We start from the raw sequence: 22,656 nt of genomic DNA on the forward strand, positions 1-22,656 counted from the left end.
ATCGGCGTCGACAAGGTGCCCGTCACGATCATGGGCATCACCATGGTGGCGATCACCTTCGCGGCCACCATCGACCGGGTGCTCAACGGCCTGACCCGTCCGTTCTTCGGCTGGGTCTCGGACAAGATCGGCCGCGAGAACACCATGTTCATCGCCTTCGCCATGGAAGGCTTCGGCATCTACATGCTCTACCTCTGGGGCCATGACCCGCTGTGGTTCGTGCTGCTCTCGGGCTTCGTGTTCTTCGCCTGGGGTGAGATCTACTCACTCTTCCCCTCGACCTGCACGGACACCTTCGGCACCAAGTTCGCCGCCACCAACGCGGGCCTGCTCTACACCGCAAAGGGCACGGCGGCCCTCCTCGTGCCGGTGGCGAACTACCTGCAGCAGGCCACCAACAGCTGGGACGGCGTGTTCCTGGTGGCGGCCGGCGCCAACGTCCTGGCCTCGCTCCTCGCCATCGCGGTGCTGAAGCCCTGGCGCAAGCGGGTCGTGGCCCAGGCGCTCGCGGTCTCCGACGAGACCAAGCCCGCCCCCCGCGTCGTCGCGGCGTGATCCAACGCTGACGCGGCCAGCATCCTGTCGAACACGCGGGGGCCGGACGCCATGTCCAGGCCCCCGCGCCCGTTTCAACGTCCCTCGACACCTGGACTGACGCGATGACGCCGACGGCTCCGTGGCGCCCGATGCGCACGGCCCCGCAGAACGCTGCGCGGATCTGGCTCCATCACCGCACGCTCGGCCCGATCCTGGCGGAGGGCCGGCCGGGGCGCTGGTACGCCCTGAGCGCAGCGGATCAGCTCTGGCGCTGGTACCGATCGGCGGAGCCGGACGCGCTGGACCCGTTCAGCGGTTGGCTGCCCGCCGAGGTGCCGGTGGCCGAAAGCGCCGGGGGCGCCCACGTCGAAGACGACAGAACGGTCGACCCGAACGACCTCATGGCCTGAACCGAGAGACGGTCGCATTGTGCTCGGTTCCCCCCGCTTGTGGAGAGGAACATGGGCACTCACACGGTTGCCGACGTTTACAGCCGTGCGCCCACCGGATGAAACCCGGATCTCGGCCCGGCATGCCCCGAGGGCGGGGGCACGGGCCGCCCAGCGGCGTCGGCGAGGAGTTCGACCACGAGGTCGGTCTGGGTGACGATGCCGAGGACGCGGGCGCGTTCGTCCGTCACCGGCAGGGCCTCGATGTGGTGCCGGCGCAGGAGGTCGAGGGCCTCGCGCAGGGGCGCTTCCGATCCGATGGCGACGACCTCGCGGGACATGATCTCCGCGCAGGTCGCCTGGCCCGAGCGGCGCCGGTCGGAATGGAGCTGCACCTGCAGCAGGATCGCCTCGAGGTCGGTCCGGCGGACATCGGAGACCTGGTCGAAATCCTCGAGCACCGCATCGATGTCCGAGGCCGTGACGCCGGCGCGGGCCGAGGGGAGCGGGTCGCCGGTGCCGTGGTTGGCCGGCGACTTCGGCAGGACGTGCGGGCCGGCGCGCCCGGTGAGATTGTTGAACAGCAGCGCCACGGTGAGCAGCAGCAGCGAGTTCGCGGCGACCGGCCTAAGCACGAAGCCGTATCCGAGGCCCTGGATCGGTGCACCGCCATCAACGGCACGGCGCCGCCCGGCGGATGAAGGCAGCGCACACCCATCCTCAGCGGGATCGCGACGCTGATGGCGATGGCGAGGGAGATGAACGGATCGGGCAGCAGGAGCGCTGCCGCGACGCCGACGAAGGCCGAGACCACGTTGCCGCCGAGGATCGACCAGGGCTGCGCCAGGGGCTCGCCGGCACCGCGAAGAGCAGGACGGCCGAGGCGCCCATCGGCGCGATCAGGATCGGCAGGGCCGTCTCGGCCCCGAGCGCGGCGCGGCAGACCAGCCCGGTGGCGAGGATGCCGATGAGCGCCCCACCGGCCGCGCGCGGGCGCTCGCGCGCTCAAGGGCGCGGCTTCGAGGATCAGGGGTCGCAGGGAGATCCGCATCGGAGGATCGCCCTCGCGCTCGAGACCGGAGGCGCACCCGGGCGGATCCCAGCCGCCATGCCTCAGGCTGGACGCCGAGGACAAGCCCGCCCACCGCCAAAAGAAGACGGCGCGCCTTTCGGCGCGCCGTGGTGTTCAGCCTGTGGCGGGCACGGGTGCCCGCCGCGTCGCATCCATCTCAGACGGCGCGGGCCTGGTGCAGGCGCTCGATCTGCTGCTGGGTGTAGCCGAGGTCGAGCAGGACCTCGTCGGTGTGCTCGCCGAGCAGGGGCGAGGCCTTCACCTCCACCGGCATGTCCGAGAACTTGATCGGGCTTCCGACCGTCAGGTACGAGCCGAGCTTCGGATGCGGCACCTCGACGATGGTGCCGCTGGCGCGCAGGGACGGATCGACGGACAGTTCCTTCATCGACAGCACCGGCGAGCACGGGATGTCGAACTTGCGCAGGATGTCGACGGCCTCGAACTTGGTCTTGTCGGCGAGCCACTCCTCGATGATGCCGAAGATGTCCATGATCTTGTCCTGGCGGGCCCGGGCCGTGTTGTAGGCCGGATCCTCGATCCACTCCTCACGGCCGAGAACCTTGCAGATCGGCGCCCAGGCATGGCCCTGGATGGTGAAGTAGATGTAGGCGTTCGGGTCGGTCTCCCAGCCCTTGCACTTCAGCACCCAGCCCGGCTGGCCGCCGCCGCCCGCGTTGCCGCCGCGCGGCACCACGTCCGTGAACTCGCCGTGCGGGTACTGGGGGTATTCCTCGAGATAGCCCAGCGCATCGAGGCGCTGCTGGTCGCGCAGCTTGACGCGGCAGAGGTTGAGCACCGAATCCTGCATGGAGACGGCGACCTTCTGGCCCTTGCCGGTCTTGTTCTTCTGGTGGAGCGCCGTGAGGATGCCGATCGCCAGGTGCATGCCGGTGTTGGAATCCCCCAGCGCCGCGGCGCTGACGGTGGGCGGGCCGTCCCAGAAGCCCGTGGTGGAGGCGGCACCACCGGCGCATTGCGCCACGTTCTCGTAGACCTTCAGGTCCTCGTAGTGGTGGCCGTCCGAGAAGCCCTTCACGGAGGCCAGGATCATGCCCGTGTTGAGCTCCTGGATGCGGGCCCAGGAGAAGCCCATGCGGTCGAGCGCGCCGGGGCCGAAATTCTCGACCATGACGTCGGACTGCTTGATCAGGTTCTCGAGGACTTCCTTGCCTTCGGGGGTCTTGGTGTCCAGCGTCAGCGAACGCTTGTTGGAGTTGAGCATGGTGAAGTAGAGCGCGTCGGCATCCTCGACGTGGCGAAGCTGCGTACGCGTCACGTCGCCGGAACCGGGACGCTCGACCTTGATCACGTCGGCGCCGAACCAGGCGAGGAGCTGCGTGCAGGCCGGGCCGGCCTGGACGTGCGTGAAATCGATGATCTTGATACCCTCGAGCGGCTTGCTCATCGTGGCGTTCTCCCTGTCGGTTGAGGCGATTGGTCTAAGGAAAGGACTTGCCCGTTTACGGTCGGGTTCTTGGGTCAGCCGGTGGTCGGCTTGGGGTCCGGCGCGGCGCCCTCAGGCGACGCGGGATTCGAGCTCCGCGAGGCGCCGGCGCAGGTCGCGCTCGTCGTTCCAGCGCTGGGTCTCGTCGCGGATGATCGCGGCGATGCCGGTGACTTGGTCGTCGGGGCCGTGCAGCAACCCGACGGTGAAGGCGATGGAGAGGGCGTGGCCGTCCTTGTGGACCGCCGGCACCCGCAGCACGTCGGCGCCGTACTTGGTCACCCCCGTGCGCATGGTCTTGGCGTAGCCGTCCCAGTGGCGCCGGCGCTGGCGCTCCGGGGTGATGAGATCGAGGGACTGGCCGATCGCCTCCTCCGCCGCGTAGCCGAAGATGCGGGTCGCGGCCGGGTTCCAGACGGTGATCGCGCCGTCCGGATCGGACACCACGACGGCGTCCCCGACCGAGGCGACCAGTTCGGCGAAATCGATTCCCGCGGTCATGAGCGCGCTGCCTGCGCTCCGGCTCTCCGCGTGCGGCTCTGGTTCTCCATCGGCATGGAATACCCTTGCGTTCTCCGTCAGGCCGAGACCTGTCCGGCGGCGTTGCGAGGACTTGTGTCGTGACGAGGACTTGTGTTGGCGAGAGCGCGCCTTGTGGCGACTTGCTTTTTCTCTGTTTCCGTCGTTGGTATTTGGTATGCCAACGACCGGAATGTGTCAACAGAGGCCGGCGGAGTCAATCGTCCGGGCCGTCGGCGCCGGTGACGAAGAAGCCGGATTGTCGGCGGCCGCGACGGAGCGGGTGCCCCTCGGGCGACGTTCTCGGTTCAGCGGGCGCGTCGCGGCACGAACAGAACCGGCAGGGGGAGAACGCCATGGGCCCGAGCATCACGATCACGCAGATCGAGGGGTACAAGTTCACGGTGGATTTCGGCGGAATCCTGCCGCAGCTCCTCGTCGACGAGGCCGTCCCCATCGGCGACGGCGCGGGGCCCTTCCCCGAGCAGCTCCTGGTAAGCGCGGTGGCCAACTGCCTGTGCGCCAGCCTCGTCTTCGCGCTCGGCAAATACCGGCAGGAGGCGGGCGGCATCCGCGCGGAAGCGCAGTGCGAGGTCACCCGCAACGCCGAGAACCGCCTGCGCATCACCGGCATCACGGTCGGCATCACCCTCGGGGCGAGCGCCGAGGCGGTGCCGCGCATCGACCGGGTGCTGGAGCAGTTCCAGCGCTTCTGCACCGTCTCCGAGAGCGTCGCCGCCGGCATCCCGGTCACGGTGTCGGTGCGCGACGGCGCCGGCACGCTGCTGACCTGAGCCTCTCCGTCTCACAGAAAAGGACCCGAGCCATGACGACACCCGATCGCACCCGCGCCCACGAGCCGGAGGATCTCGCCCGCCTGTTCAACGAACGCGCCAATGCCGGCGACGTCGAGGGCCTGGTGGCCCTCTACGAGCCGGACGCGGTGCTGGCCGCCGGCAAGGTGGTGGCCACGGGTCACGCCGAGATCCGGGCCTTCTACGCCGACCTGCTGTCGCGCCGCTCGGACTTTCCGGCCGCCGAGACCCTGCCGGCGATCCGCAACGGCGATCTCGCCATGACCTTCGCGCGCCTGCCCAACGGCACCATCTCGGCCGAGACCGCGAGGCTGAGCGCGGAGGGCGGATGGCGCTGGCTGATCGACCAGCTGAAGATCAAGCCGCTCGCCCCCGAGAAGACCGGCTGACGGCCATACCCTCGCCCTCACCGACGCACCGGGTTGCCGCATGATCGATCCTCACCTCGCCGGGCGCCTCGCCTTCGCGCATCGGCTGCCGACCAAAGCGCCGCTGCCGCCCGGGCTGCACCCGCTCGGATTGTTCCCCGAGCGGGACGCCCTGCTGCTGGTGCCGGAGGGGATCGACCCGCGCCGGCCGACGCCGCTGGTGGTGCTCTTCCACGGCGGCGGCGGAAGTGCGGAAAAGATCCTGCCGATGCTGCGCGCCCATGCGGAGGCGCGGCGCTTCCTGCTGCTCGCCCCCCAATCCCTGTTCCCGACCTGGGACCTCGTGATCGGCGGCCACGGCCCCGACCGGGAGCGGGTCGATTCGGCGCTGGCGGAGGTCGGCGCGCGCTTCCTCCTCGACCCCGGCCGCCTCGTCTTCGCGGGACATTCGGACGGCGGCAGCTACACCCTGTCCCTCGGCCTCGCCAACGGCCACGTGGTCACGGACCTGCTGGTCTCGTCGGCGGGGTTCCTGTCGGTCCACCTGCAATCGGGCGCGCCGCGCATCGTCCTCACGCACGGCACGCGGGACGAGCAGATCCCGATCGATCGCAGCGCGCGGGTGCACGTCGCCCAGTTGAAGCAGGCCGGCTATGACGTCACGGCGATCGAATATGACGGCCCGCACGCCTACGACCCGGCCGTGGTGGCGCGGGCGCTGGACCTCGTGATGCGCGACGAAGCCTGACCCTTCAGCGCCCGAAGTCAGCCAGCGTCGATCTCGAACGCCATACCCCGGCCCGGGCCCTGGTCGGCATAGTCGACGAGACTGTAGCCGCGCGCCGCCAAGGCCTCTTCGAGAAGATCGCGATGCTTGCGGAACATCTGCCCGACCGCGAGCGGCGTCAGCCGTGGATTGCCCTGGCGCAGTTCGTCGACGCCGATGGAGAGAGGCGCCTGCCCTCGATCCGCGATCCGGATGAGCGCCGAGGCCAGGTCGGCCGCCTTGGTTTCGGACGCTGATTTCGCCTTGAACGCCATCTCGATCTCCGCAACGGGCCGCGCAGCGCCGCCCCAATCCGCCCATCCCGGCCGTAACCCCGAGCCTTAACGCGTGCGCGCCGACCGGATGCCGGACAGGACCGCATCGACGAGCGCTTCCCCCTCGGCGGTGAAGGACACCTGCGCGTCGTCGCTGGTGGCGAGACCCTTGTCCGCGAGTTCCGCGACGCCGTCCGGGTCGGCCTCGTGGCCGTGCCCGTCCTTGCGAATGACGGAGGCGACCCGCTCGCCGCTGAGCAGGCTGTGATAGGCCGCGAAAGCGATGATCGAGAGGGCCTTGTCGCTGAGGGCGTCGGTCTGGCCTGCCATCCGGGATGTTTCCTCTGGTCCGAGCCCGCGCTTTCGATGGGCGGACCTACGGAAACGTTCGGCCGAGCCGATCGTGCCCTTGGCGGATGAGCGTCGGCGCTTCCCCAGGATCTGCCCTGTTCGTCGCGCGGGGCCGTCGTCGCTCCTCGCCCAGAGCGTCTTCGACGGGACCACAGCCCCATCCGGCAAGCAGCGGCGTCGCCGCGCGCAGGGGTGGCCGGTTCATGGTAGGATGGGGAACGTGGGATCGGCCGAAGAGGCGGCCCCCGGCTAACGAAGGGACGAGGATGACACCGCGCGGCATCTGGTGGACCCGGCACGTCTTGCGGTTGAAGTACGTCCTCCTGGCCGTGCTGATCCTTGGCCTGATCATGTTGGCTTATCTCGGTCGCGGACTGGCTTGAGCGAGCGACACCGGTCCGGATCGGCACAGACCTTCGCCCCCTGCGGGTTCCGCGTCGGTGCCAACGCGCGGAAGCGGCGGGTCCATTCGATCTCTTTGGACTGATCGCTCCCGACCTATCGTTCCTTCTTGGGCTCGCTGTTGAGGTAGATGTATTCCGGTGCGGCCCGGAGCTGGTCCTTGTCGGTCTCGATGACGGCGTCGAGGGTCTTGTCGTCCTTGCGCGTCAAGCGCAGCGTCTCCGGATCGACGGCAACGTATTTCGCGTTCAGCCCGAGGAAGCCACCGACGCTGACCACGTAGGCCTTGATCGCGCGCTTGGTGTCGAAGACCACGTCCGCGACCGAGCCGATGGTCTCGTTGGCGCTGTTCCGGATGCCGAGCCCGATCAGTTTCGAGGCGACGATGTCGTCCGGAACCTGCGCGACGAAGCGGACACGCAGATCGGTATCGATCCTGGCCGGCTCGCCCGGGACGGCGATCCGCTCCTGTGCGAGGGCCGCCGAGCCGGCGGCGAGCAGGGCGGCGATGGCGAGCGGGAAACGTCTGGTCACGGATGCGATCCTGTTCGGGGTGTGGAGTCTCGAGCATCCCCGGCGGGCGCGCCGGATGGAGCTGATGACGGACGGTAGGTGCGGGACGCGTCCGCGATGGAGCGTTTCACCGGTCGCGGGCGGGGGGCTCGGCCGCGTCAGGCGACGCCCAGGGCGAGCGCGAGGCGTTCGCGCGCGCGGCTCACCCGGCTCTTCACGGTGCCGGGCTGGCACCCGAGGACGAGGGCGGCTTCCTCGTAGACGAGGCCGTCCACCGTCACCAGGAGCAGGGTCTCGCGATGTTCCGGGGTGAGGCCGTTCAGGGCGGCCTGCAACTCGGAAAGGCCGATCCGGTGCTCCTGGTCGGGGGGCTGGCTCAGGGACGCGGCGAACGCGCCGTCGATGTCCTCCACCTCGCGCCAGTGCCGCTTGCGATGGTTCAGGTGGGTGTTGCGCAGGATCGTGAACAGCCAGGCGATGAGGTTGGTGTCCGCCTGGAACCGGGCCCGGTGCTCCCAGGCCTTCAGCAGAGTTGCCTGTACCATGTCGTCGGCTTCCGACGCGTTGCCGGTGCGCATGTGCGCGAAGCGGCGCAGGCGGGGCACCGCCGCGATGAGCGCCTCGCTGAAGCCCGATGAGACCTGGCCTTCGACCTGTGCGTCGAGCAGGGCGGCCTGGAGCCGAAGCAGAACCTGGCCGAGTCTGGAATTCGCGTCGACCTCGATGATCTTCGGGAAAAGCTCATCCAACTTTTGTCCGATCATCGCCTGGATATGACGTGGCAGACCCTCGTGCGCCGAGGGTGCGTCGGATGTTTCATTCAGGAGCATGCGGGATCGATCGCCTTCTTCAGAAGAGTGCTTCGTCTCGTCCGCACATCGACGGATCACCCGAGGCACAGGGTTCTGGCTGGTCGATCACGTTCACGTCAATGATCAGGATATACCAGTCTTTCGACAATCAGACCGGGAACCGCCACCGCACGCATTTGTTACGGCTCGGTCCTCGATGAGCGAGTGGAAGGTGGTCCGACAGTGACGGTGGGCGTCGACAGACACGAGCTCCGGCAGATCATCGCCGGCCTCAGCGAAGGCGTGATCCTGGTCGAGCCCGACCAGACCATCGCCTACGCCAACGAGGCGGCGCTCGCGATGCACGGCGCGGAGACCCTCGACGAACTCGGTTTGACGGTGGACACCTATCGCGAGCGCTTCGCCCTGCGCTACCGCAACAACCGCACGCCCAATCAATATCCCATCGAGCGGGTGGTCTCCGGCGAGAGCTTCCACGACGTCATCGTCGAGGTGACGCGCACGGACAAACCCAACGTCGCCTTCGTCCACTCCCTGCGCAGCCTGGTCGCCACCGACCGGGACGGCACGCCGAGCTGCCTGGCGCTCATCCTCAAGGACGTGTCCGAGCAGTTCGAGGCCGAAGAGCGCTTCGAGAAGACCTTCAACGCCAACCCGGCCCCGGCCGTGATCTGCCGACTCTCCGACCTGCGCCACGTCAAGGTCAATCTCGGCTTCCTGGAGATGACCGGCTACACCCGCGACGGCGTGATCGGGCGCAGCGTCTACGAGGTCGACGTGCTGGCGGGCGCGCGCAGCCGCGACCTCGCGATCTCCCGCCTGAACGAAGGCGGCACGATCCCGCAGATGGAGGCCTGCCTCGACCTGCCCAACGGGGATACCCGGTTCGTCATCGTCGCGGGCCAGCCGATGGAACTCGGCGACGAGCCCTGCATGCTCTTCACCTTCGCCGACCTGGAGCTTCGCCGGAAGGCCGAGACGGCCTTGCGCCAGAGCGAGGAGCGCTTCGCCAAGGCCTTCCGGCTCACCCCCGTGCCGACCCTGCTGGCGCGCGCCGACAGCTTCGCCATCACGGGCGTGAACGAAGCCTTCGCCCGCGTCTTCGGCTACGGAACCGACAAGGTCGCGGGACGCTCGCCGGCCGACCTCGACCTCTGGGTGCACGACGCCGCCCGCATCAAGTTCGAGACCGCCGTGGCGCGCACCGGCTACGTGCTCGGGCTGGAGGTCTGCCTGCGTCACGAGGACGGCACGAATCTCGACTGCCTCGTCTCCGCCGAACGGGTCGAGATCGGAGAGCAAGCCTTCGCGCTCCTGGTCCTGCAGGACATCACCGAACGCAAGCGCAGCGAGCGGGACCTGTTCGCGGCGATCGAGGCGGTGATGGCCGACACATCTTGGTTCAGCCGGGGCTTGATCGAGAAGCTCGCCAACCTGCGCCAGCCGGGAGGCGACCACGCCGAGAGCCTGGCGCCGAACATGACGGTTCGCGAGCGCCAGATCCTCGACCTGATCTGCCAGGGTCTCGACGACGACGCCATCGCCACGCGCCTGAAACTCTCCCGGAACACCGTCCGTAACCACGCCGCCGCCCTCTACCGGAAGCTCGACGTCCACAAGCGCTCCGAGGCCATCATCTGGGGACGCGACAACGGCTTTCCGATCAGCGCGCCTGGATCGTAAAAACCACTCTACTGGTACATCTGCACTATTGATGCGTGGTCTTTCCTGACCACCTGACACATCGACACGGCTGGTTGGAGACTTTCATGAGCACCCAGAAAACTCCCGACCCAGTCGAGAAGGCTGGCCCGGCCGACCAGCTCAAGGGGTCGGTCAAGGAGGCCATCGGCAAGCTGATCGGCGACGGCAAGGTCGAGGCCGAAGGCAAGGCACAGCAGGAATCAACGAAGTCCGATCTGAAACCGAAGTCCGCGTCGAAATCGTAGCTCCGGTCGCACATCGCACCACACCCCAACCCCATCCCATCGAAAAGGAGAGACATCATGGTGGATATCGATCGCGTCACCGGCGCCGCGAAGGAACTCGGCGGCAAGGTGCAGGGCACGGTGGGTGACCTCACGGGCTCGAAGCGGGACTCCGTCGAGGGCCGCGCCCGCGAGGCGCAGGGCGCCGCCGAGAACCTCTACGGTCAGGCCAAGGACACCGTGCGCGACGCCGCCGACCATGTGGCCGAGACCGCCCGCGACATCGGCGGCAAGGTCCGCGACGCGGTGGGCAACCTCGTCGGATCGAACGACGTCGAGGATCACGCCCGCCGGGCCAAGGGTGCCGCCGAGGACACCTACGAGCGCGCCGAGCGCTCCGTGCGCCATGCCGGCCGCGAGGCCTACGACACCGCCGAGGACGCCTACGAGAACGGCGGCCGGTACCTTCGCCAGGGCGGCCGCGAAGTGACCAGCCAGGTCGCCGAGCACCCCGTCGCGGCGCTGCTGGTGGCGGGCCTCCTCGGCTACGGCCTCGGCCTCCTCATCCACGGCCGCGACTGAGCCGCGGATTTCCGCACGGCCGCGACCGAGACGCGGCCTGCCTCCACGGCCGCGACAGAGCCGCGGCTTGCCTCCACGGCCGCGACAGAGCCGCGGCTCGCCTGACCCAACCGACCTTTCGGATTACCGAACTCCTCGGACGACCGACCACCCGGAGCGTTTCAACGTGTCTACTTCCCCGATCCTCACGACCCCATCCGCCGCGGCCTCGGTCGACACCCGCACCGTCCTGCTGAACCAGGTCTCGTGGGGTGCCATCTTCGCCGGTGCCGTCACGGCGCTCGTGACCCAGGTCATCCTCAACATGGTCGGCGTCGGCGTCGGCCTCTCCAGCGTCGGCACCACGGCCGCCGACAATCCGGCCGCCTCGACCCTCTCGATGAGCGCGGGTCTCTGGTTCGTCGTGTCCGGCATCGTCGCCGCGCTCGCCGGCGGGTTCATCGCCGGGCGCCTCTCGGGCAAACCCATCACCGGGGCGGCCGGCCTGCATGGCCTCGTCTCCTGGGCGGTCACCACTCTGGTCGTGCTGTACCTGCTGACCTCGGCGGCGGGCGGCCTCATCGGCGGCGCCTTCAACGGCGTCACCAGCACCCTCGGCGGCGCGGGTTCCCTCGTCGGCGGCACGGTGAAGACCGCGGCCCAGGCGGCAGCCCCCTCGCTCGCCCAGATCTCGAACCCCCTCGACGATCTCGAGAAGTCGGTCCGCCAGCAATCCGCCGGCCAGGACCCGCAGGCCGCCAAGGACGCCGCCGTCGCCGCGATCCGCGCCCTGTTCACGGGTGACCCGGCCCAGAAGGCCCAGGCCGAGAACCGCGCCGCCGACGCTCTCGCCAAGGCGCAGGGTATTCCGGCCGATCAGGCCAAGGCCCAGATCCAGGACTACCGCAAGCAGTACGAGGAGGCCGTCGCCACCGCCAAGCAGAAGGCCGAGGCCGCAGCCGTCGCGGCGAAGTCCGCCGCCACGCAGGGCGCCTTCTACGGCGCGCTCGCCCTGATCCTCGGCGCGTTGGCCGGCTTCTTCGGCGGCCGCCTCGGCGCCCCGACGCTCGCCACCCTCACCGACCGCTACGACGCCCGCCGCGTCTGAGCACACCACCCCTGCCGGTCGAACCCGGCCGGCAGGCCTGTCCGAACTGAATGTCCAACCTGAAGGAGCATCACCATGAGCAGCACCACCGATAAGCTGAAGGGTCTCGCCAACGAGGCCGTCGGCAATCTCAAGGAAGGCGTCGGCAAGGTCACCGGCAACGACAAGCTCGTCGCCGAGGGCAAGGCCCAGGAGCTCAAGGGCGAGGCGCAGCGCACCGTCGGCGAGGCCAAGGACGGCGTGAAGTCGGTCGTCGACAAGGTCACCGGCAAGCACTGAAGCCCGACGCGGCGGGGCTTGGCCCAGCGCGGCCCCGCCCGCTCTCGATTTCGCTCGAACGTCAAGGAGAATCCCATGAACCGCGACCAGTTTCGTGGAGCGTCCCGTCACCTGAAGGGCCGCGCCCAGACCGCCCTCGGGGGCATCGTCGGCGACCCGGCCCGTCAGGTGCGCGGCGCCGTGAACCAGGTGGCCGGCGGGGCGCAATACGCCTACGGCCAGGCCCGTGAACGGGCCGAGGATCTCGCCGATGACGGGCGTCATCTCGCTCACGAGGTGCGCGACCGCGCCGGCAACCTGATTGAGGACGGCCGCGATCTCGCCCGCGACGCCCGCAAGCGCGGCGCCGTCTACGGAAAGCGGGCCGTCCGCTACGCCGACGACAACCGGATGTCGGCCCTGTTCGGCCTCGCGGCCGTCGCCTTCGCGGTCGGCTGGCTCGCACGCCCGAGCCGCTGAACTCACCCCCTCGACACGGCGTTCACGCGCCGCGAGCGTCCACCCGCACCGGGGCGCCACGACAGTCCACAGCCACAGCCGGCGACGATGCCGGCCCCTCCCCCGCCGGACCACGGCCGAAAGGATAGACGATGAGCAAGGGTTATCCCTCGATGACGGCTCTGCTGGGCCTGCTGGCCGTGGCCGGCTACCAGAACCGCGACAAGCTCGCCGAACTGCTCGGCGGCCATGGCGCGGATACCACGCCGGCCCCGGTTCCCCGCATCCCGAACACCACCTCGTCCGGTGGCACCGGCGTGAGCGGCGGCCTTGGAAATCTCGGCACCCTTCTGGGCGGGGTCGGAACGGCCGGCGTCGGCGGCCTGATCGCGAGCGGCCTCAGCGAACTGGTGGATCACTTCACCAAGGGCGGCCATGGCGAGACGGCGACCTCCTGGGTCAACCAGGGCCCCAATCGGGACATCGCCGAGGCCGACCTCGAGCGCGCGATCGGCCCCGAAACCCTCGACCACCTGACGCAGCAGACGGGTTTGAGCCGCGCCGCTCTGCTCTCTCGCCTCTCCAGCGAACTCCCCTCGGCCATCGACCGCTACGCCATAGACGGGCGCCGGCCAGCCTGAGGCTGAATCGTAACGGAGACCGGCGCGCCGACGCGTCGGCCTCCGATCAGAGTTGGGTGCTAGCGTCCACCCGGGCCGCCATTGGCACTGCCGTTCGGAAACGCCTGCTCCGGACGGCTCGCGTTGCCGCCGGCCGCGGAATTGGTCGTCACCGTATCAGCGCCGGTGGCGCCGTAGGAGATCACCCGGTCCCCGCTGTTGCCGGTGGTGTTCGGCTGGTTCTGGACGATGGCGCCGCGCCGACCTTCGTAGGGGTAACCGGCCTGCGCCAAGGCCGGCAGGCTCATCAGCGACACGAGCGCGGTCGCGCCCGCCAAATTGGTGAGGCTCTTCATGGGATATCCTGCTCTTCGAGAATGAAGCGGCAACCGCTGGAGCCAGGGCGGGTTCCCGCGACGAAAAATCCGGCCCCGGGGCAATGCTGGTCCAGCTCAAACGTCTGCCGCTGCGGCCTGCATCACGCGCGACACGAGGGTATAGGTCTCGGTCCAGGCCTCGCGCAGTTCGGGCGTGAAATCAGGCCCGAGCCCCCGCTCCAGGGTCCAGAGCAACGCTTCGCCGACCGGCTGGTAATGCGCGGCCCGCGTTCCGAAGGCCACGTGCTGGCGGCCGAGATTCTGCAGCGCCGGCACCACCATGTCGGGCTTGTCGAGATTGGTCACCGCCAATCCGAGCATGGCCATCAGCTTCTTCTTCTGCTCGCGCATGTCGTCCGGGAACATGGCGCGGACCTGCGGCGCGATCTCGAACAGGCGTCCATAGAAGAGGTCGGCGGCGGTGTCGGCGATCGGCCGGACCTTGGCGAAGCTGTCCTGAACGAGTGTGACCTGACGCGGTGTCATCGAACCTTCCCTCGCGTGAGCCCATGCTCGGAGGGCCACCGGCCCCCATGGCTCTTGCGCACGGGAACCGACCGGAGAGCGAGCTTGTTCGAAGGCGGGCGTCAGGGCCGCGACAGCACGGAGCCGAGATCGAAACTCGTATCGGTGAACCGGTAGGAAGCCTGCACGAATGCGCCGGCCCGGCTGCTCTCGTACTTCGTCGGGCTGCCTGCGAGCAGCGGGAACTTGGTACGGCCGGTGTCCGTCGTCATCGTCCAGTAGCGGGCACCGACGCCGATGCTGATCTTCTGGGTGAGGTCGTAGGAGACCATCCCCTGCAGGAAGTAGCCGCTGCCCGACCCCGATTGCGGCAGCGGGTTGATGCTCGACCTCAGCCAGTGATGGTCGAAGCCCGTGAGGTCCGCGACCGGCAGGTAGGCGCCCTCCGCGGAGATCTTCAGGCGGTCGTAGCGCAGTTCACCGGCCAGCCCGACCCGCAGGGCATGCCAATGCGCATCCTGCGTGAACACCTTCACGCCCGTCGGCACGCTCGGGGTGCAGAAGGCGCCGCCCGTCTGCTGCGCGCAGCCGAAGGCGTCGATGAACTCGGAGACGTACTGGTACCCCGCGAAGGCGCCGAGCTTGTAGGTGTCGCCGGCGAGCAGGTCGTAGCCGCCGTCCACGACCGCGTAGCCGAGATCGCCGTCGGTGATCTTCGATGACGTGCGCGAGTAAGGCCGCGCCACCGGAGCGAAATCTTCGTCGGTCTGGCGCCCGGAGGTGACGATGCCCGAACCGATGAACGCCTTGGCGAACAGCCCCGTCGGCGTGTGGTCGACGCGCACGAAGCTCTCGGTCGCATGCGCACCGACGTTGCGATAGGTCAGCTGCGAGTTCGTCTGTGCGGCGTTTCCGGGCGCGCCGAGCCGGTAGCGGAACCGGCCGGTGCTGTAGAAGTAGCGCGCGCCGGTCTCGAACACCCAGTCCGAGGCCGGGAGGGGGGTGTACGCCACCGGGTCGAGGACGCTGCGGATGTCGTCGAGCACGCCGAGGCCCGGAATGCCGTCGCCGAACCGGTAGTTCAGGCCCGCACGCGCGAGAAAGCCGTGCGTGGCGATCGTGCCGCCATAGAGCGAACCGCCGAGGGTCGCCCGATCGAAGACCGTGCGCTCGCCGAGGTCGTAATAGAGCCCCTCGGCCTTGACCGACAGGTGCGGGCTGATCGCGTATTCCGCGCCGGCGCCGGCCGCATAACCGAGGCGAAATCCGCCATTGAGACCCCGCGCCTGGATCGCGTCGCCCCCGAACGCGGTGTCGACGTCGATGCGGACTTGGCCGTAGGCCAGACCGCCGGTGCCGTAGACGAACAGCCGGTCGAACGCGTAGCCGATTTTGCCGCGTAACGTGCCGAGCCCGTCGAGACGCTGGCCGAGATGGTAGGTCGCCGCGACCGGGGGGCCATTGGGGACGACGGGCAGGAAGCCCTCGCTCTCGCCGTAACCGCGCAGGCGCGTCGACTGGTAATCCGCCGCGGCGCCGATCAGGAGGCCGGAGCCCGGGAGGACCGGGAGGTTGTAGCCGATCTCGCTGCCCGCCGAGAGATCGTCCGCCCGGGCTCCGGGCGCGCGTGCCGGGAACGAAGCGCAAGCCGCCCCGCCCTGTGGGTCGCTGCAGCGCCGGGTGCCACTCTCGTCGAGGGAGCCGTAGCCGAAGAAGACGCCCGCGTAGAAGCCCGCCCAGGTGAACGACGGCGGGGCCGCCGAGAGGGGCTGGGACTCCCGCGGCAGGTCCGCCGCGACGGCGGCGGCGCTCAGGCCGAGAAGGGGTAGTGCAAGGAGGGCAGACCGCACGGTTCTCAGCTTTCGCGACGCGTTGGCCACACCCTGGATCGCGACCGGCGGAATGTCTGTAGCGTCCCGGTGACAAGGGCCGTCAACCTGCCGGACGAGGCGATCAGCGGACCCGGAACGCGGCGCCCGGAGGCGGAACCTCCACCCGGAATTTCAGCAAGCAATTGCACCGACAAGTCTTTTTCAGGTTGGATTTTAATCCTTCCGCACTGTTCACGACTTCGTTGACGGCGTGGTCGGCGGCGGCGGCCGCGAACACCTTCGCGGCGCGATCTCAAATGGTCCGTTCGGTCTTGCGACCCTGGCCGAAAGACCACCGAACCAACCGCACAACCCTAATGGGCGGCATTCTCGCGAAGGAAATCGCTGATCTTCCGGAGATAGGCTTCCAGGCTCGCGACCTCGGCCTCGGCGGCGCGGGCGCGTTGGAATGCGGCGCCCGCAACCTGCTCCGCCTCCCGCCGTCCCATCTCGGCCTCGCGGGCGCGCAACTGCGCCTCGCGCATCCGGAGTTCCAGCTCCATGGCCTGGCGCCGCCATTCGTTGGCCTCCGATCGGGCCTGGCACAGCTCCGTCTGCTGCTCCGAACGCTCCCGGTGGGTACGCTGGATCAAATCGCGCGCCTGGGCCGAGATGAGGTTCACGCGCTGATGCAGAGCCTGAATCGTCTCCATGCTCTGTTCGACCAGACGCAGGGTCGTCGCCCCAAGATTGGAGGCGGGCGAGCTCGCCTCGCCGGGCACGAGCACCAGCGACCGGGTCTGGTTCAGACCGGCGTCGCTCCACTCCTGCTGACGAGGCTCGCCGTCGTCATGGCGGACCCGGATCGGCGCCGGCGCGGCGAGGATCGTGGGTGAGACGGCGGAAGACATGCTGGCGGAAGACATGCTGGCGGAAGACATGGCGGCGTGGACCCGTTCTCGGGATGGCCTCAGGCGGCCGAGGTGGCGGGATGCGCGGACGTGGTCTGCGTCTCCCTGCGGCTGAAGCCGTTCACCACGGCGTCGTGCATGCGGGCGAGCCACTCCTCGGCATCGTCGGCGCGCCGTTCCGCCAGTTCCGCCCGGTTCAGCGCGACAGCGATCTGGGCCTCCAGCGTCGCCGCGCGCTCCTGGGCCTGCGCCACAGTGCGTTGGAGTTCCTCCTCGAGTTCGCTGGCGCGCTCCTCGCTGATGCGGATCGCGGCGGTCGCCTCGTGGATGAGGTCGAGGGAGGCGGACCAATCCCGCCGCCCGCTGGGCGGGGCGTCGGGCACGCTTCGGATGGCGTTGTCCCGCGGCTGATCCTGGGGCTGAGCCTCGGGCGACCCCGGACCGCGGCTCGGGCTTGGCAGGCTTCGCATCAGCCAAGCGCCGGCGGAGGATGGCTCCCGGTCGCGCAGCGTGGTTTCGGTCATGTCTGGCTCCGTGCGCAGGACTTCCACCGCGCCGCGTCTCGATTCGATGAAGGCTTCAGTCGGTCGTGGGTCGGTCGAAAGGCTCCGTCGTCGTGGCCGGAGCCCTTCCGGCCGGGGCGAACGGCCGGACGTTGCTGGGCTCGGCGGGCGCCGGCGCCTGCTCGGCGCGGGAAGCGGCCTCGTCCCCGGCGAAGTTTCGGGCGGAGCGCCTCAGCGCCTCGTGCTGCTTTTGGAGTGAGATCCGGCTCTCGCGGGCGATGTCGAGGGCGCCCTGCGCGAGTTTCCGCTCCGAGCGCTCATGCTGAAGCTCCTCGACGAGCCGGTGGTTCACGGTCTCGAAATCGGCGCGCTCCACCTCCTGGCGGTGGACGAGGTGATCGATCCTGTCCGACAGGCTGGAGACCCGGCCCAACGCCTGTTCGAGGGCCGCATCCTTGGCCGCCATGGCTTTGGTGAGCATCTCGCAGCGGTGCTCGAATTCGGAGCGCGCGCGCTGCATCTCGAGAAAGCGCTCGTTCTGCCGGGCGAGGTCCGACTGGGCGCTCTCGAGCCGACGCTCCAGGGTGACGCGTTCGATCGAGGCTTCCTTGAGACCGCGCTCGGCGGAGCGGCCGGCCTCGTCGCGTTCGCGCAGCTGGTTGCGCAGCTGCGCCAGCATCTGCTCGGTGGTGGCGAGGCGGCTCGTGCTCGCATCGACCCGCATGGCGAGGCTCGCGCGCTCGGTGCGATGGTTGGCGACCTCCGCCTCGTACTGCGCCTCGGCCTTCTGGGCCGCGTCGATCTCGGCCGCCAGTTGCTGCTCGGCGTTGCGCAGCGCCACACGGCTGGCCTCGGCCTGGGTCTCGAATTCCTGGCTCCGGGCGATCAGCTCGGCGAGTTGCCCCGCCTGGGTCTCGCTGAGGTTCTGGAGCCGCAGGTTGTCGCGTTCGAGGGCGTGGCGGCTCTCGCGCAGATCCTGCAATTCGCTGTCCGAGCGGGCGAGCGCCTGGTCCAGCGCCTTGGCCTCGACGCGAAGCGCCTTGCTCTCCCCCTGCAAAGCGCGGGTCTGCTCGGTCTCGGCAAACAGGCGTCGCTCGAGGTTCTCCGCCTGCAGGGTCTTGTCGCGCAGGGCGAGGCGCAGTTCCTCGGCCGCAGCGTCGCGCGCCTGCAGGCTCGTCTCCAGGTGCTGGAGCTGGATCTTCGAAGCCGAAACGTCGTTCGTCGCCGCCGCGAGACGGCCGGTCACGTCGGCGAGGTCGCGCCGGAGCGTGGCCGCGTTGCCCTGTTCCAGGGTGAGCAGGGCCTCGAGTTCCGACGTCCGCACCTTCGCGCGCGGCAATTCGTCGGTGATGGCGACGATCGGCTCCAGCAATGCGGCGAAATCCGCCCGAAGCGACTGCAGATCGTCGAGGCGCTCCGACATCTCCGCCACGCGAAAGCGCAGAACTTCGTTATGCTGCCCGAGACTGTCGAGCGAAAGATCATCGGCACTAGGCTGATGGTCTAAGTATTCCACCTTCTCGCCGGCATCAATATATGGCGCCGCAAGCATCGGTCCGTCCGAACGCGGGATGTCCGCAAGCTTTGCAGGCTGGGGCTTACTCTCGGCGGCGGTAAATCTGCGAAGTGAAATCCAGTTCATTCCTGCGGCCCACCAGTATCCGTGGACCGACCACGAACTAGCGCCATCAAGGTTGCATTTTGCGCGCGCTGTCAATTGCGTGCGACGGTTCTCATTAGCGATTTTTTAAGGGATGGTTTTTCGCCCACACCCTATTCGGCGAGGCGGGTGCACGCTCGATTCACACGGAGCCGAAGCGGCCGGAGTTCAGCGGCCGCGGATCACCGGACCCCAAAAGAACATGGATCAGAAGCAACTTCGCCCTGTCCGAGGTCTTCAACTGGATTTCGAGAAGATGCTGGTGCTGCTGGACAGGATTGAACTGTCGACCTCCTCATTACCAATGAGGTGCTCTACCACTGAGCTACAGCAGCAACGTGTCCGCGGCGGCGGCGATGGCCTCGCGACCGGACGGAGGGGCAATTAGCCGATCACGGCCCCCTTGGCAATCGCATCGCCGCAAATCTCGTCGGTTTTGCCCGCCACGCGGCCGGATTGTTCGCGGAGGCTACATGCCGGCGGCCGCGAGCCGCGGTTCGCACGCGAGCCAAGCCTCTGGCGCCGTTCGATCTTGCGCGAAAATCGTGATTCCTGCGCATGGGCGCCAGGCTCAGGCGAGCGCCCCGGTCTCGCGCTTGCAGGCGGCCCGGATGATGGCCGCGAGCCCCGCTTCGGCCACGGCTTCCGCGGCATCGGAGGGGGTGAACCAGCGATCCTCGCGCTGATGACGCTCGGGCCAGTGCTTGAGCTGCTTGCGCACCTCCAGCGGAAACACCTTCACCTGGCACAGGACCGCGTCGCGGCTCTTGAGGCGCTTTTCGTAGAGGTAGAATCCGAGCGGACGCTTGCCGATGTTGCCGAGGAGACCCGCCTCCTCGTAGGCCTCGCGCGCGGCTGCGTCGTAGGGCTTGCGTCCCTTCATGGGCCAGCCCTTGGGGATGACCCAGCGCCGGCTCTCGCGCGACGTCACCAGGAGGATCATGTAGCCGCCGTCGGGCGTGCGCCGGAAAGGCAGCGCCCCGACCTGCCGCCGTGGGGCCAGATCCGCGTCGCCCAGATTCGCGCTCATGGATGCAGAACGCCCGCCTGCCGCGCGGGTTCGTCCTGCCCTCGCATGCGCGCGCCGTGGGTTGGCGTCAGGGCAGGCCGCACCCGGCGCGATCGATCAGCTTCCACGTCTGGCGCAGTCCTTCAGGAGTCGGAGGGCCCGAGGCGGCCGCCGCGTCGGGATGTTCGAGCGGCGCTCGGCCGGAACCGCCTCCGCCTTAGCGACAATGGTCACGCCTGCTCAAGGGAAACTTACCCGGCAAACTTATATCGTGACCTGGGATAGACCCTCTGACGACGCCGCTGACGGACATGGCGAAGGGCTCACACGGCGGAACTGAGATTGGCGATGAGGGCGTTCAGGTCCGCCCGCATGGCCTGGATCTCCGGCTCCGACAGGTTGAGCTGGCACATCACGGATTCGCGCACGGCCGCTGCCTCGGCGCGCAGGTCGCGGCCCTTCGGCGTCAGCGCGATCTCGACCTCGCGCTCGTCCGAGCGCCGGCGGCTGCGCAGGAGGAAGCCGGCCCCCTCCAGACGCTTGAGCACCGGCGTCAGCGTGCCGGAATCGAGGCGCAGCCGGCGCCCGATCTCCGAGACCGTGATGCCGTCGTTTTCCCACAGGACGAGGAGCACGAGGTATTGCGGGTAGGTCAGCCCCATCCGCTCAAGCATCGGGCGATAGGACTTCGTCATCCGGTGCGCGGCCGCGTAGAGGGCGTAACAGAGCTGATTGTCGAGGAGCAGCGGATCGGTGAGGGGCGCCATCGTCTCGCGCTGAGCGTCTGCCATGCATGCCATGCCACTTGATCCCCGAAGCCGGCCGCTTGCTGCGGTTGCGGGCGAGAGCCCCCCCGGGGCCCGCCCGGTCCCGGACGATAGCGGACGCAGGTGCTTCCAGTATATGCCTTTCTCGCCGCAGCCGCGATTGCGGACCGGCGGCGCACGGTCAGCGACGACTGTTGCACATCCGCGACGACGCGCAAGCTCCACGCGCGTTCGGGTCCAGCGGACGCGGCGGCCGGGCCCGGAGGTGTGAGGGGTTCAGGCGGCCTGGATCTCGGGCGGGTGCTCGGCCACCAGCACGAGGATGTCGGTCCAGCGCGAGACGAAGGCCGCCACGCAATCGGGATCGAAATGGCTGCCGGCATGGGCCTCGAGGTGCCGGCGCGCCTGCTCCGGCGGCCAGGCCTTCTTGTAGACCCGCTCGGAAATCAGGGCATCGAACACGTCGGCCACGGCGATGATCCGTCCGGCGAGCGGGATCTCGGCGCCTCGCAGGCCCTGCGGATACCCGTCGCCGTCCCAGCGCTCGTGGTGGGTGAGCGCGATGTCGGAGGCGAGTTGCAGGAGATGCGAGGGACTGTCGTTGAGCATGCGGTAACCCCGCAGGGCGTGCTGCTTCATCTCCTCTCGCTCGGCCTCGCTCAGGGCGCCAGGCTTCATCAGGATCGTGTCGGGAATGCTGATCTTGCCGATGTCGTGCATGGTCGAAGCGAGCGCGATGTCGTTGGCCTGCTCCTCCGAGAGGCCGAGCCCCTCCGCGATGGCGATCGCGCAGCCGGCGACCCGGGTGAGGTGATCCCCGGCCTGGTCGTCGCGGAACTCGGCGGCGAGCATCAGGCGGCGGATGATCTCGCGCTCCTGCGCGGCGGCCTCGGCGACCGCGCGCTCCACCGTGCGGGCCATGGCCCGCGTCTGATGCTCGGCCGCCCGCCGCACCAGGGCGAGTTCGATCAGGTTGCCGACCCGCGTGATCAGGTCCAGCGGCTCGACGGGCCGCGCCATGAGGTCGGTGGCCCCCGCCGCGATCGCCTCGCGCCGGACCGTCGCCGCGTCACCGGCGGCGAGCATCAGGATCGGCGTATGGGCATGGTCCCGACTATCGCGCAGACACGCGACGAGCCGCACGCCGTCCCCGTGCCCGGCCTCGCCCGCATCGATCAGGATGAGGTCGCAGACCTGCCCGCGCAAGGCCTCCGGCGCGTCCGCAAGGCCGATCACCAGCCGGGTCGCGCAGGCCAGCGGCGCGAGCGCCTCGAGCAGCGGCAGGGAGGCCGAACCGGCCACGACGACGATCAAGGCCGTACCGGCATCCCGCGACATCCATCGGATCCCAGGCCCAAATCCCGCATGGCACCCCGATGGCACCCGCCGGTCCGGCCTCTCGCCCACGCACCCTGCCGCCGCCGTGGTTAAACAAGCCTGAAGGCAGGCCCGGTGGCGACGAACACCGACCTAGTCCCGGCTCTCCGGATTTCGGCATTCCCGAGACGCTGCCCGCTTGTGAAATTCGCAGCATTCGTGTTAGGCAGCCGGCGTCTCAACGAGGCACCTCTGCGGAGAGGTGGCAGAGCGGTTGAATGCACCGCACTCGAAATGCGGCATGCCTGCAAGGGCATCGGGGGTTCGAATCCCCCCCTCTCCGCCAGATACCTGTTCGTAACAGTTCGCCTCCGACCTCTAAACATCCGAAATCGTTGACGTTTCCCGCTCCTGCCTTTCGCAGTGGTTCGCTGGCGTTTGCGCAAATCCGCGTTTACGATGTGGGTAGCGTCGTGGGTGAGCGGATGCAGGGAAAGCTGACCGCTCTAGGCGTGGTACGCCTGAAAACGCCCGGCATGTACGGCGACGGTGGCGGCCTATGGCTGCAGGTCACCGGCAAGGGCGCGAAGTCGTGGGTGTTCCGGTTCACCCTGCGCGGCAAGTCTCGTGAAATGG

Annotated in this window: 29 protein-coding genes, 2 tRNA genes and 1 pseudogene; 14 read left to right on the forward strand and 18 right to left on the reverse strand. The window is 68.7% G+C overall.

Annotated features, from left to right (window positions below):
* Together JWQ05_RS06780 and JWQ05_RS06785 are read left to right on the forward strand one after the other, a co-directional pair.
* Positions 1-555: MFS transporter (locus tag JWQ05_RS06780; RefSeq protein WP_299656498.1), on the forward strand; the 555-nt coding region annotated here is incomplete at its 5' end.
* Between the two features lie 104 nt (positions 556-659).
* Positions 660-947 (forward strand): hypothetical protein, encoded by a 288-nt coding sequence (locus JWQ05_RS06785; protein WP_299656501.1) that lies wholly within the window; start codon positions 660-662, stop codon positions 945-947.
* 77 nt (positions 948-1,024) lie between these two features.
* Here the strand turns inward: JWQ05_RS06785 and JWQ05_RS20730 are convergent, their stop codons facing one another.
* From JWQ05_RS20730 to JWQ05_RS06800, 4 genes and pseudogenes are all read right to left on the reverse strand, one after another.
* The gene (locus tag JWQ05_RS20730) at positions 1,025-1,561 is read right to left on the reverse strand and encodes a CBS domain-containing protein (RefSeq protein ID WP_366944563.1); all 537 of its coding nucleotides are present in this window, start codon (positions 1,559-1,561) and stop codon (positions 1,025-1,027) included.
* A gap of 77 nt (positions 1,562-1,638) precedes the next feature.
* Positions 1,639-1,977, reverse strand: a pseudogene (locus JWQ05_RS20735) (HPP family protein); the annotation flags it as partial.
* A gap of 178 nt (positions 1,978-2,155) precedes the next feature.
* A complete protein-coding gene (frc, locus tag JWQ05_RS06795) occupies positions 2,156-3,406 on the reverse strand; it encodes a formyl-CoA transferase (RefSeq protein ID WP_299656505.1) in 1,251 nt (416 codons plus the stop codon).
* Positions 3,407-3,517: 111 nt separating this feature from the next.
* Entirely contained in the window at positions 3,518-3,946 is a 429-nt protein-coding gene (locus JWQ05_RS06800; protein ID WP_299656508.1) for a PAS domain-containing protein, read from the reverse strand.
* 374 nt (positions 3,947-4,320) lie between these two features.
* On the opposite strand from JWQ05_RS06800, the gene JWQ05_RS06805 reads away from it, so the two are divergent.
* Genes JWQ05_RS06805 through JWQ05_RS06815 form a run of 3 tightly spaced genes read left to right on the forward strand, consistent with a single transcriptional unit; the run spans position 4,321 to position 5,895 of the window.
* Complete coding sequence (locus JWQ05_RS06805) at positions 4,321-4,758, forward strand: OsmC family protein (RefSeq protein ID WP_299656511.1); 438 nt, start codon at positions 4,321-4,323, stop codon at positions 4,756-4,758.
* A 32-nt stretch (positions 4,759-4,790) separates the two neighbouring features.
* Entirely contained in the window at positions 4,791-5,168 is a 378-nt protein-coding gene (locus tag JWQ05_RS06810; protein ID WP_299656514.1) for a nuclear transport factor 2 family protein, read from the forward strand.
* Positions 5,169-5,208: 40 nt separating this feature from the next.
* Positions 5,209-5,895: an esterase gene (locus JWQ05_RS06815; RefSeq protein ID WP_299656517.1), complete on the forward strand. Its 687-nt coding sequence runs from the start codon at positions 5,209-5,211 to the stop codon at positions 5,893-5,895.
* A gap of 17 nt (positions 5,896-5,912) precedes the next feature.
* Here JWQ05_RS06815 and JWQ05_RS06820 read toward each other — a convergent pair whose 3' ends face one another.
* The 4 genes from JWQ05_RS06820 to JWQ05_RS06835 all read right to left on the reverse strand — a co-directional run bounded on the left by JWQ05_RS06820 (position 5,913) and on the right by JWQ05_RS06835 (position 8,203).
* Complete coding sequence (locus JWQ05_RS06820) at positions 5,913-6,188, reverse strand: adenylosuccinate synthase (protein ID WP_299656520.1); 276 nt, start codon at positions 6,186-6,188, stop codon at positions 5,913-5,915.
* Between the two features lie 66 nt (positions 6,189-6,254).
* A complete protein-coding gene (locus JWQ05_RS06825; protein WP_299656523.1) occupies positions 6,255-6,518 on the reverse strand; it encodes a hypothetical protein in 264 nt (87 codons plus the stop codon).
* A 519-nt stretch (positions 6,519-7,037) separates the two neighbouring features.
* Entirely contained in the window at positions 7,038-7,475 is a 438-nt protein-coding gene (locus JWQ05_RS06830; protein WP_299656526.1) for a PRC-barrel domain-containing protein, read from the reverse strand.
* 137 nt (positions 7,476-7,612) lie between these two features.
* Positions 7,613-8,203, reverse strand: coding sequence for a sigma-70 family RNA polymerase sigma factor (locus tag JWQ05_RS06835; RefSeq protein WP_299656529.1), 591 nt, complete (start codon positions 8,201-8,203; stop codon positions 7,613-7,615).
* Positions 8,204-8,488: 285 nt separating this feature from the next.
* On the opposite strand from JWQ05_RS06835, the gene JWQ05_RS06840 reads away from it, so the two are divergent.
* The 7 genes from JWQ05_RS06840 to JWQ05_RS06870 all read left to right on the forward strand — a co-directional run bounded on the left by JWQ05_RS06840 (position 8,489) and on the right by JWQ05_RS06870 (position 13,221).
* Complete coding sequence (locus tag JWQ05_RS06840; protein ID WP_299656532.1) at positions 8,489-9,949, forward strand: helix-turn-helix transcriptional regulator; 1,461 nt, start codon at positions 8,489-8,491, stop codon at positions 9,947-9,949.
* A gap of 86 nt (positions 9,950-10,035) precedes the next feature.
* On the forward strand, positions 10,036-10,215 hold the full coding sequence (locus tag JWQ05_RS06845) for a CsbD family protein (RefSeq protein WP_299656535.1): 180 nt from the start codon (positions 10,036-10,038) through the stop codon (positions 10,213-10,215).
* Between the two features lie 57 nt (positions 10,216-10,272).
* Complete coding sequence (locus JWQ05_RS06850) at positions 10,273-10,776, forward strand: CsbD family protein (protein WP_299656537.1); 504 nt, start codon at positions 10,273-10,275, stop codon at positions 10,774-10,776.
* 166 nt (positions 10,777-10,942) lie between these two features.
* Positions 10,943-11,863 carry a PhnA-like protein gene (locus tag JWQ05_RS06855; RefSeq protein WP_299656540.1) on the forward strand — a complete coding sequence of 307 codons (921 nt, stop codon included), beginning with the start codon at positions 10,943-10,945 and terminating at the stop codon, positions 11,861-11,863.
* Positions 11,864-11,938: 75 nt separating this feature from the next.
* Positions 11,939-12,142 carry a CsbD family protein gene (locus JWQ05_RS06860; RefSeq protein ID WP_299656543.1) on the forward strand — a complete coding sequence of 68 codons (204 nt, stop codon included), beginning with the start codon at positions 11,939-11,941 and terminating at the stop codon, positions 12,140-12,142.
* A gap of 75 nt (positions 12,143-12,217) precedes the next feature.
* Positions 12,218-12,601: a CsbD family protein gene (locus JWQ05_RS06865; RefSeq protein ID WP_299656546.1), complete on the forward strand. Its 384-nt coding sequence runs from the start codon at positions 12,218-12,220 to the stop codon at positions 12,599-12,601.
* A 131-nt stretch (positions 12,602-12,732) separates the two neighbouring features.
* On the forward strand, positions 12,733-13,221 hold the full coding sequence (locus JWQ05_RS06870) for a YidB family protein (protein WP_299656549.1): 489 nt from the start codon (positions 12,733-12,735) through the stop codon (positions 13,219-13,221).
* A 59-nt stretch (positions 13,222-13,280) separates the two neighbouring features.
* Here the strand turns inward: JWQ05_RS06870 and JWQ05_RS06875 are convergent, their stop codons facing one another.
* The 10 genes from JWQ05_RS06875 to JWQ05_RS06920 form a co-directional block, all read right to left on the reverse strand.
* Complete coding sequence (locus JWQ05_RS06875) at positions 13,281-13,508, reverse strand: hypothetical protein (protein ID WP_299656576.1); 228 nt, start codon at positions 13,506-13,508, stop codon at positions 13,281-13,283.
* Between the two features lie 144 nt (positions 13,509-13,652).
* Positions 13,653-14,063, reverse strand: coding sequence for a globin family protein (locus JWQ05_RS06880; RefSeq protein WP_299656552.1), 411 nt, complete (start codon positions 14,061-14,063; stop codon positions 13,653-13,655).
* Positions 14,064-14,164: 101 nt separating this feature from the next.
* Complete coding sequence (locus tag JWQ05_RS06885) at positions 14,165-15,892, reverse strand: outer membrane beta-barrel protein (RefSeq protein WP_299656555.1); 1,728 nt, start codon at positions 15,890-15,892, stop codon at positions 14,165-14,167.
* Between the two features lie 335 nt (positions 15,893-16,227).
* Positions 16,228-16,764, reverse strand: a complete 537-nt coding sequence (locus JWQ05_RS06890) for a hypothetical protein (RefSeq protein ID WP_299656558.1) — start codon at positions 16,762-16,764, stop codon at positions 16,228-16,230.
* A 59-nt stretch (positions 16,765-16,823) separates the two neighbouring features.
* Positions 16,824-17,288: a hypothetical protein gene (locus JWQ05_RS06895; protein WP_299656561.1), complete on the reverse strand. Its 465-nt coding sequence runs from the start codon at positions 17,286-17,288 to the stop codon at positions 16,824-16,826.
* 55 nt (positions 17,289-17,343) lie between these two features.
* Positions 17,344-18,909 carry a chromosome partitioning protein ParA gene (locus tag JWQ05_RS06900; protein ID WP_366944564.1) on the reverse strand — a complete coding sequence of 522 codons (1,566 nt, stop codon included), beginning with the start codon at positions 18,907-18,909 and terminating at the stop codon, positions 17,344-17,346.
* A gap of 278 nt (positions 18,910-19,187) precedes the next feature.
* A tRNA-Thr gene (locus JWQ05_RS06905) sits at positions 19,188-19,262 on the reverse strand.
* A 236-nt stretch (positions 19,263-19,498) separates the two neighbouring features.
* Positions 19,499-19,957 (reverse strand): NUDIX hydrolase, encoded by a 459-nt coding sequence (locus JWQ05_RS06910; protein WP_299656567.1) that lies wholly within the window; start codon positions 19,955-19,957, stop codon positions 19,499-19,501.
* 302 nt (positions 19,958-20,259) lie between these two features.
* Positions 20,260-20,727: a MarR family transcriptional regulator gene (locus JWQ05_RS06915; RefSeq protein ID WP_299656570.1), complete on the reverse strand. Its 468-nt coding sequence runs from the start codon at positions 20,725-20,727 to the stop codon at positions 20,260-20,262.
* 252 nt (positions 20,728-20,979) lie between these two features.
* The gene (locus JWQ05_RS06920) at positions 20,980-22,041 is read right to left on the reverse strand and encodes an HD domain-containing phosphohydrolase (RefSeq protein ID WP_299656573.1); all 1,062 of its coding nucleotides are present in this window, start codon (positions 22,039-22,041) and stop codon (positions 20,980-20,982) included.
* A gap of 235 nt (positions 22,042-22,276) precedes the next feature.
* Here JWQ05_RS06920 and JWQ05_RS06925 point away from each other — a divergent pair.
* Positions 22,277-22,366, forward strand: a tRNA-Ser gene (locus JWQ05_RS06925).
* Positions 22,367-22,493: 127 nt separating this feature from the next.
* Positions 22,494-22,656 (forward strand): Arm DNA-binding domain-containing protein (locus JWQ05_RS06930; protein ID WP_299656579.1); only part of this gene is annotated, 163 nt, incomplete at its 3' end.

Source organism: Methylobacterium sp. (assembly GCF_028290105.1).
GTDB lineage: Bacteria > Pseudomonadota > Alphaproteobacteria > Rhizobiales > Beijerinckiaceae > Methylobacterium.

Bases quoted from the DNA above. Each gene is read 5' to 3' on its own strand.
- JWQ05_RS06785 (WP_299656501.1), top strand. From the start codon at position 660: ATGACGCCGACGGCTCCGTGGCGCCCGATGCGCACGGCCCCGCAGAAC.
- frc (WP_299656505.1), bottom strand. From the start codon at position 3,406: ATGAGCAAGCCGCTCGAGGGTATCAAGATCATCGATTTCACGCACGTC.
- JWQ05_RS06800 (WP_299656508.1), bottom strand. From the start codon at position 3,946: ATGACCGCGGGAATCGATTTCGCCGAACTGGTCGCCTCGGTCGGGGAC.
- JWQ05_RS06805 (WP_299656511.1), top strand. From the start codon at position 4,321: ATGGGCCCGAGCATCACGATCACGCAGATCGAGGGGTACAAGTTCACG.
- JWQ05_RS06810 (WP_299656514.1), top strand. From the start codon at position 4,791: ATGACGACACCCGATCGCACCCGCGCCCACGAGCCGGAGGATCTCGCC.
- JWQ05_RS06815 (WP_299656517.1), top strand. From the start codon at position 5,209: ATGATCGATCCTCACCTCGCCGGGCGCCTCGCCTTCGCGCATCGGCTG.
- JWQ05_RS06820 (WP_299656520.1), bottom strand. From the start codon at position 6,188: ATGGCGTTCAAGGCGAAATCAGCGTCCGAAACCAAGGCGGCCGACCTG.
- JWQ05_RS06825 (WP_299656523.1), bottom strand. From the start codon at position 6,518: ATGGCAGGCCAGACCGACGCCCTCAGCGACAAGGCCCTCTCGATCATC.
- JWQ05_RS06845 (WP_299656535.1), top strand. From the start codon at position 10,036: ATGAGCACCCAGAAAACTCCCGACCCAGTCGAGAAGGCTGGCCCGGCC.
- JWQ05_RS06850 (WP_299656537.1), top strand. From the start codon at position 10,273: ATGGTGGATATCGATCGCGTCACCGGCGCCGCGAAGGAACTCGGCGGC.
- JWQ05_RS06860 (WP_299656543.1), top strand. From the start codon at position 11,939: ATGAGCAGCACCACCGATAAGCTGAAGGGTCTCGCCAACGAGGCCGTC.
- JWQ05_RS06865 (WP_299656546.1), top strand. From the start codon at position 12,218: ATGAACCGCGACCAGTTTCGTGGAGCGTCCCGTCACCTGAAGGGCCGC.
- JWQ05_RS06870 (WP_299656549.1), top strand. From the start codon at position 12,733: ATGAGCAAGGGTTATCCCTCGATGACGGCTCTGCTGGGCCTGCTGGCC.
- JWQ05_RS06875 (WP_299656576.1), bottom strand. From the start codon at position 13,508: ATGAGCCTGCCGGCCTTGGCGCAGGCCGGTTACCCCTACGAAGGTCGG.
- JWQ05_RS06880 (WP_299656552.1), bottom strand. From the start codon at position 14,063: ATGACACCGCGTCAGGTCACACTCGTTCAGGACAGCTTCGCCAAGGTC.
- JWQ05_RS06890 (WP_299656558.1), bottom strand. From the start codon at position 16,764: ATGTCTTCCGCCGTCTCACCCACGATCCTCGCCGCGCCGGCGCCGATC.
- JWQ05_RS06895 (WP_299656561.1), bottom strand. From the start codon at position 17,288: ATGACCGAAACCACGCTGCGCGACCGGGAGCCATCCTCCGCCGGCGCT.
- JWQ05_RS06900 (WP_366944564.1), bottom strand. From the start codon at position 18,909: ATGAACTGGATTTCACTTCGCAGATTTACCGCCGCCGAGAGTAAGCCC.
- JWQ05_RS06910 (WP_299656567.1), bottom strand. From the start codon at position 19,957: ATGAGCGCGAATCTGGGCGACGCGGATCTGGCCCCACGGCGGCAGGTC.
- JWQ05_RS06915 (WP_299656570.1), bottom strand. From the start codon at position 20,727: ATGGCAGACGCTCAGCGCGAGACGATGGCGCCCCTCACCGATCCGCTG.
- JWQ05_RS06920 (WP_299656573.1), bottom strand. From the start codon at position 22,041: ATGTCGCGGGATGCCGGTACGGCCTTGATCGTCGTCGTGGCCGGTTCG.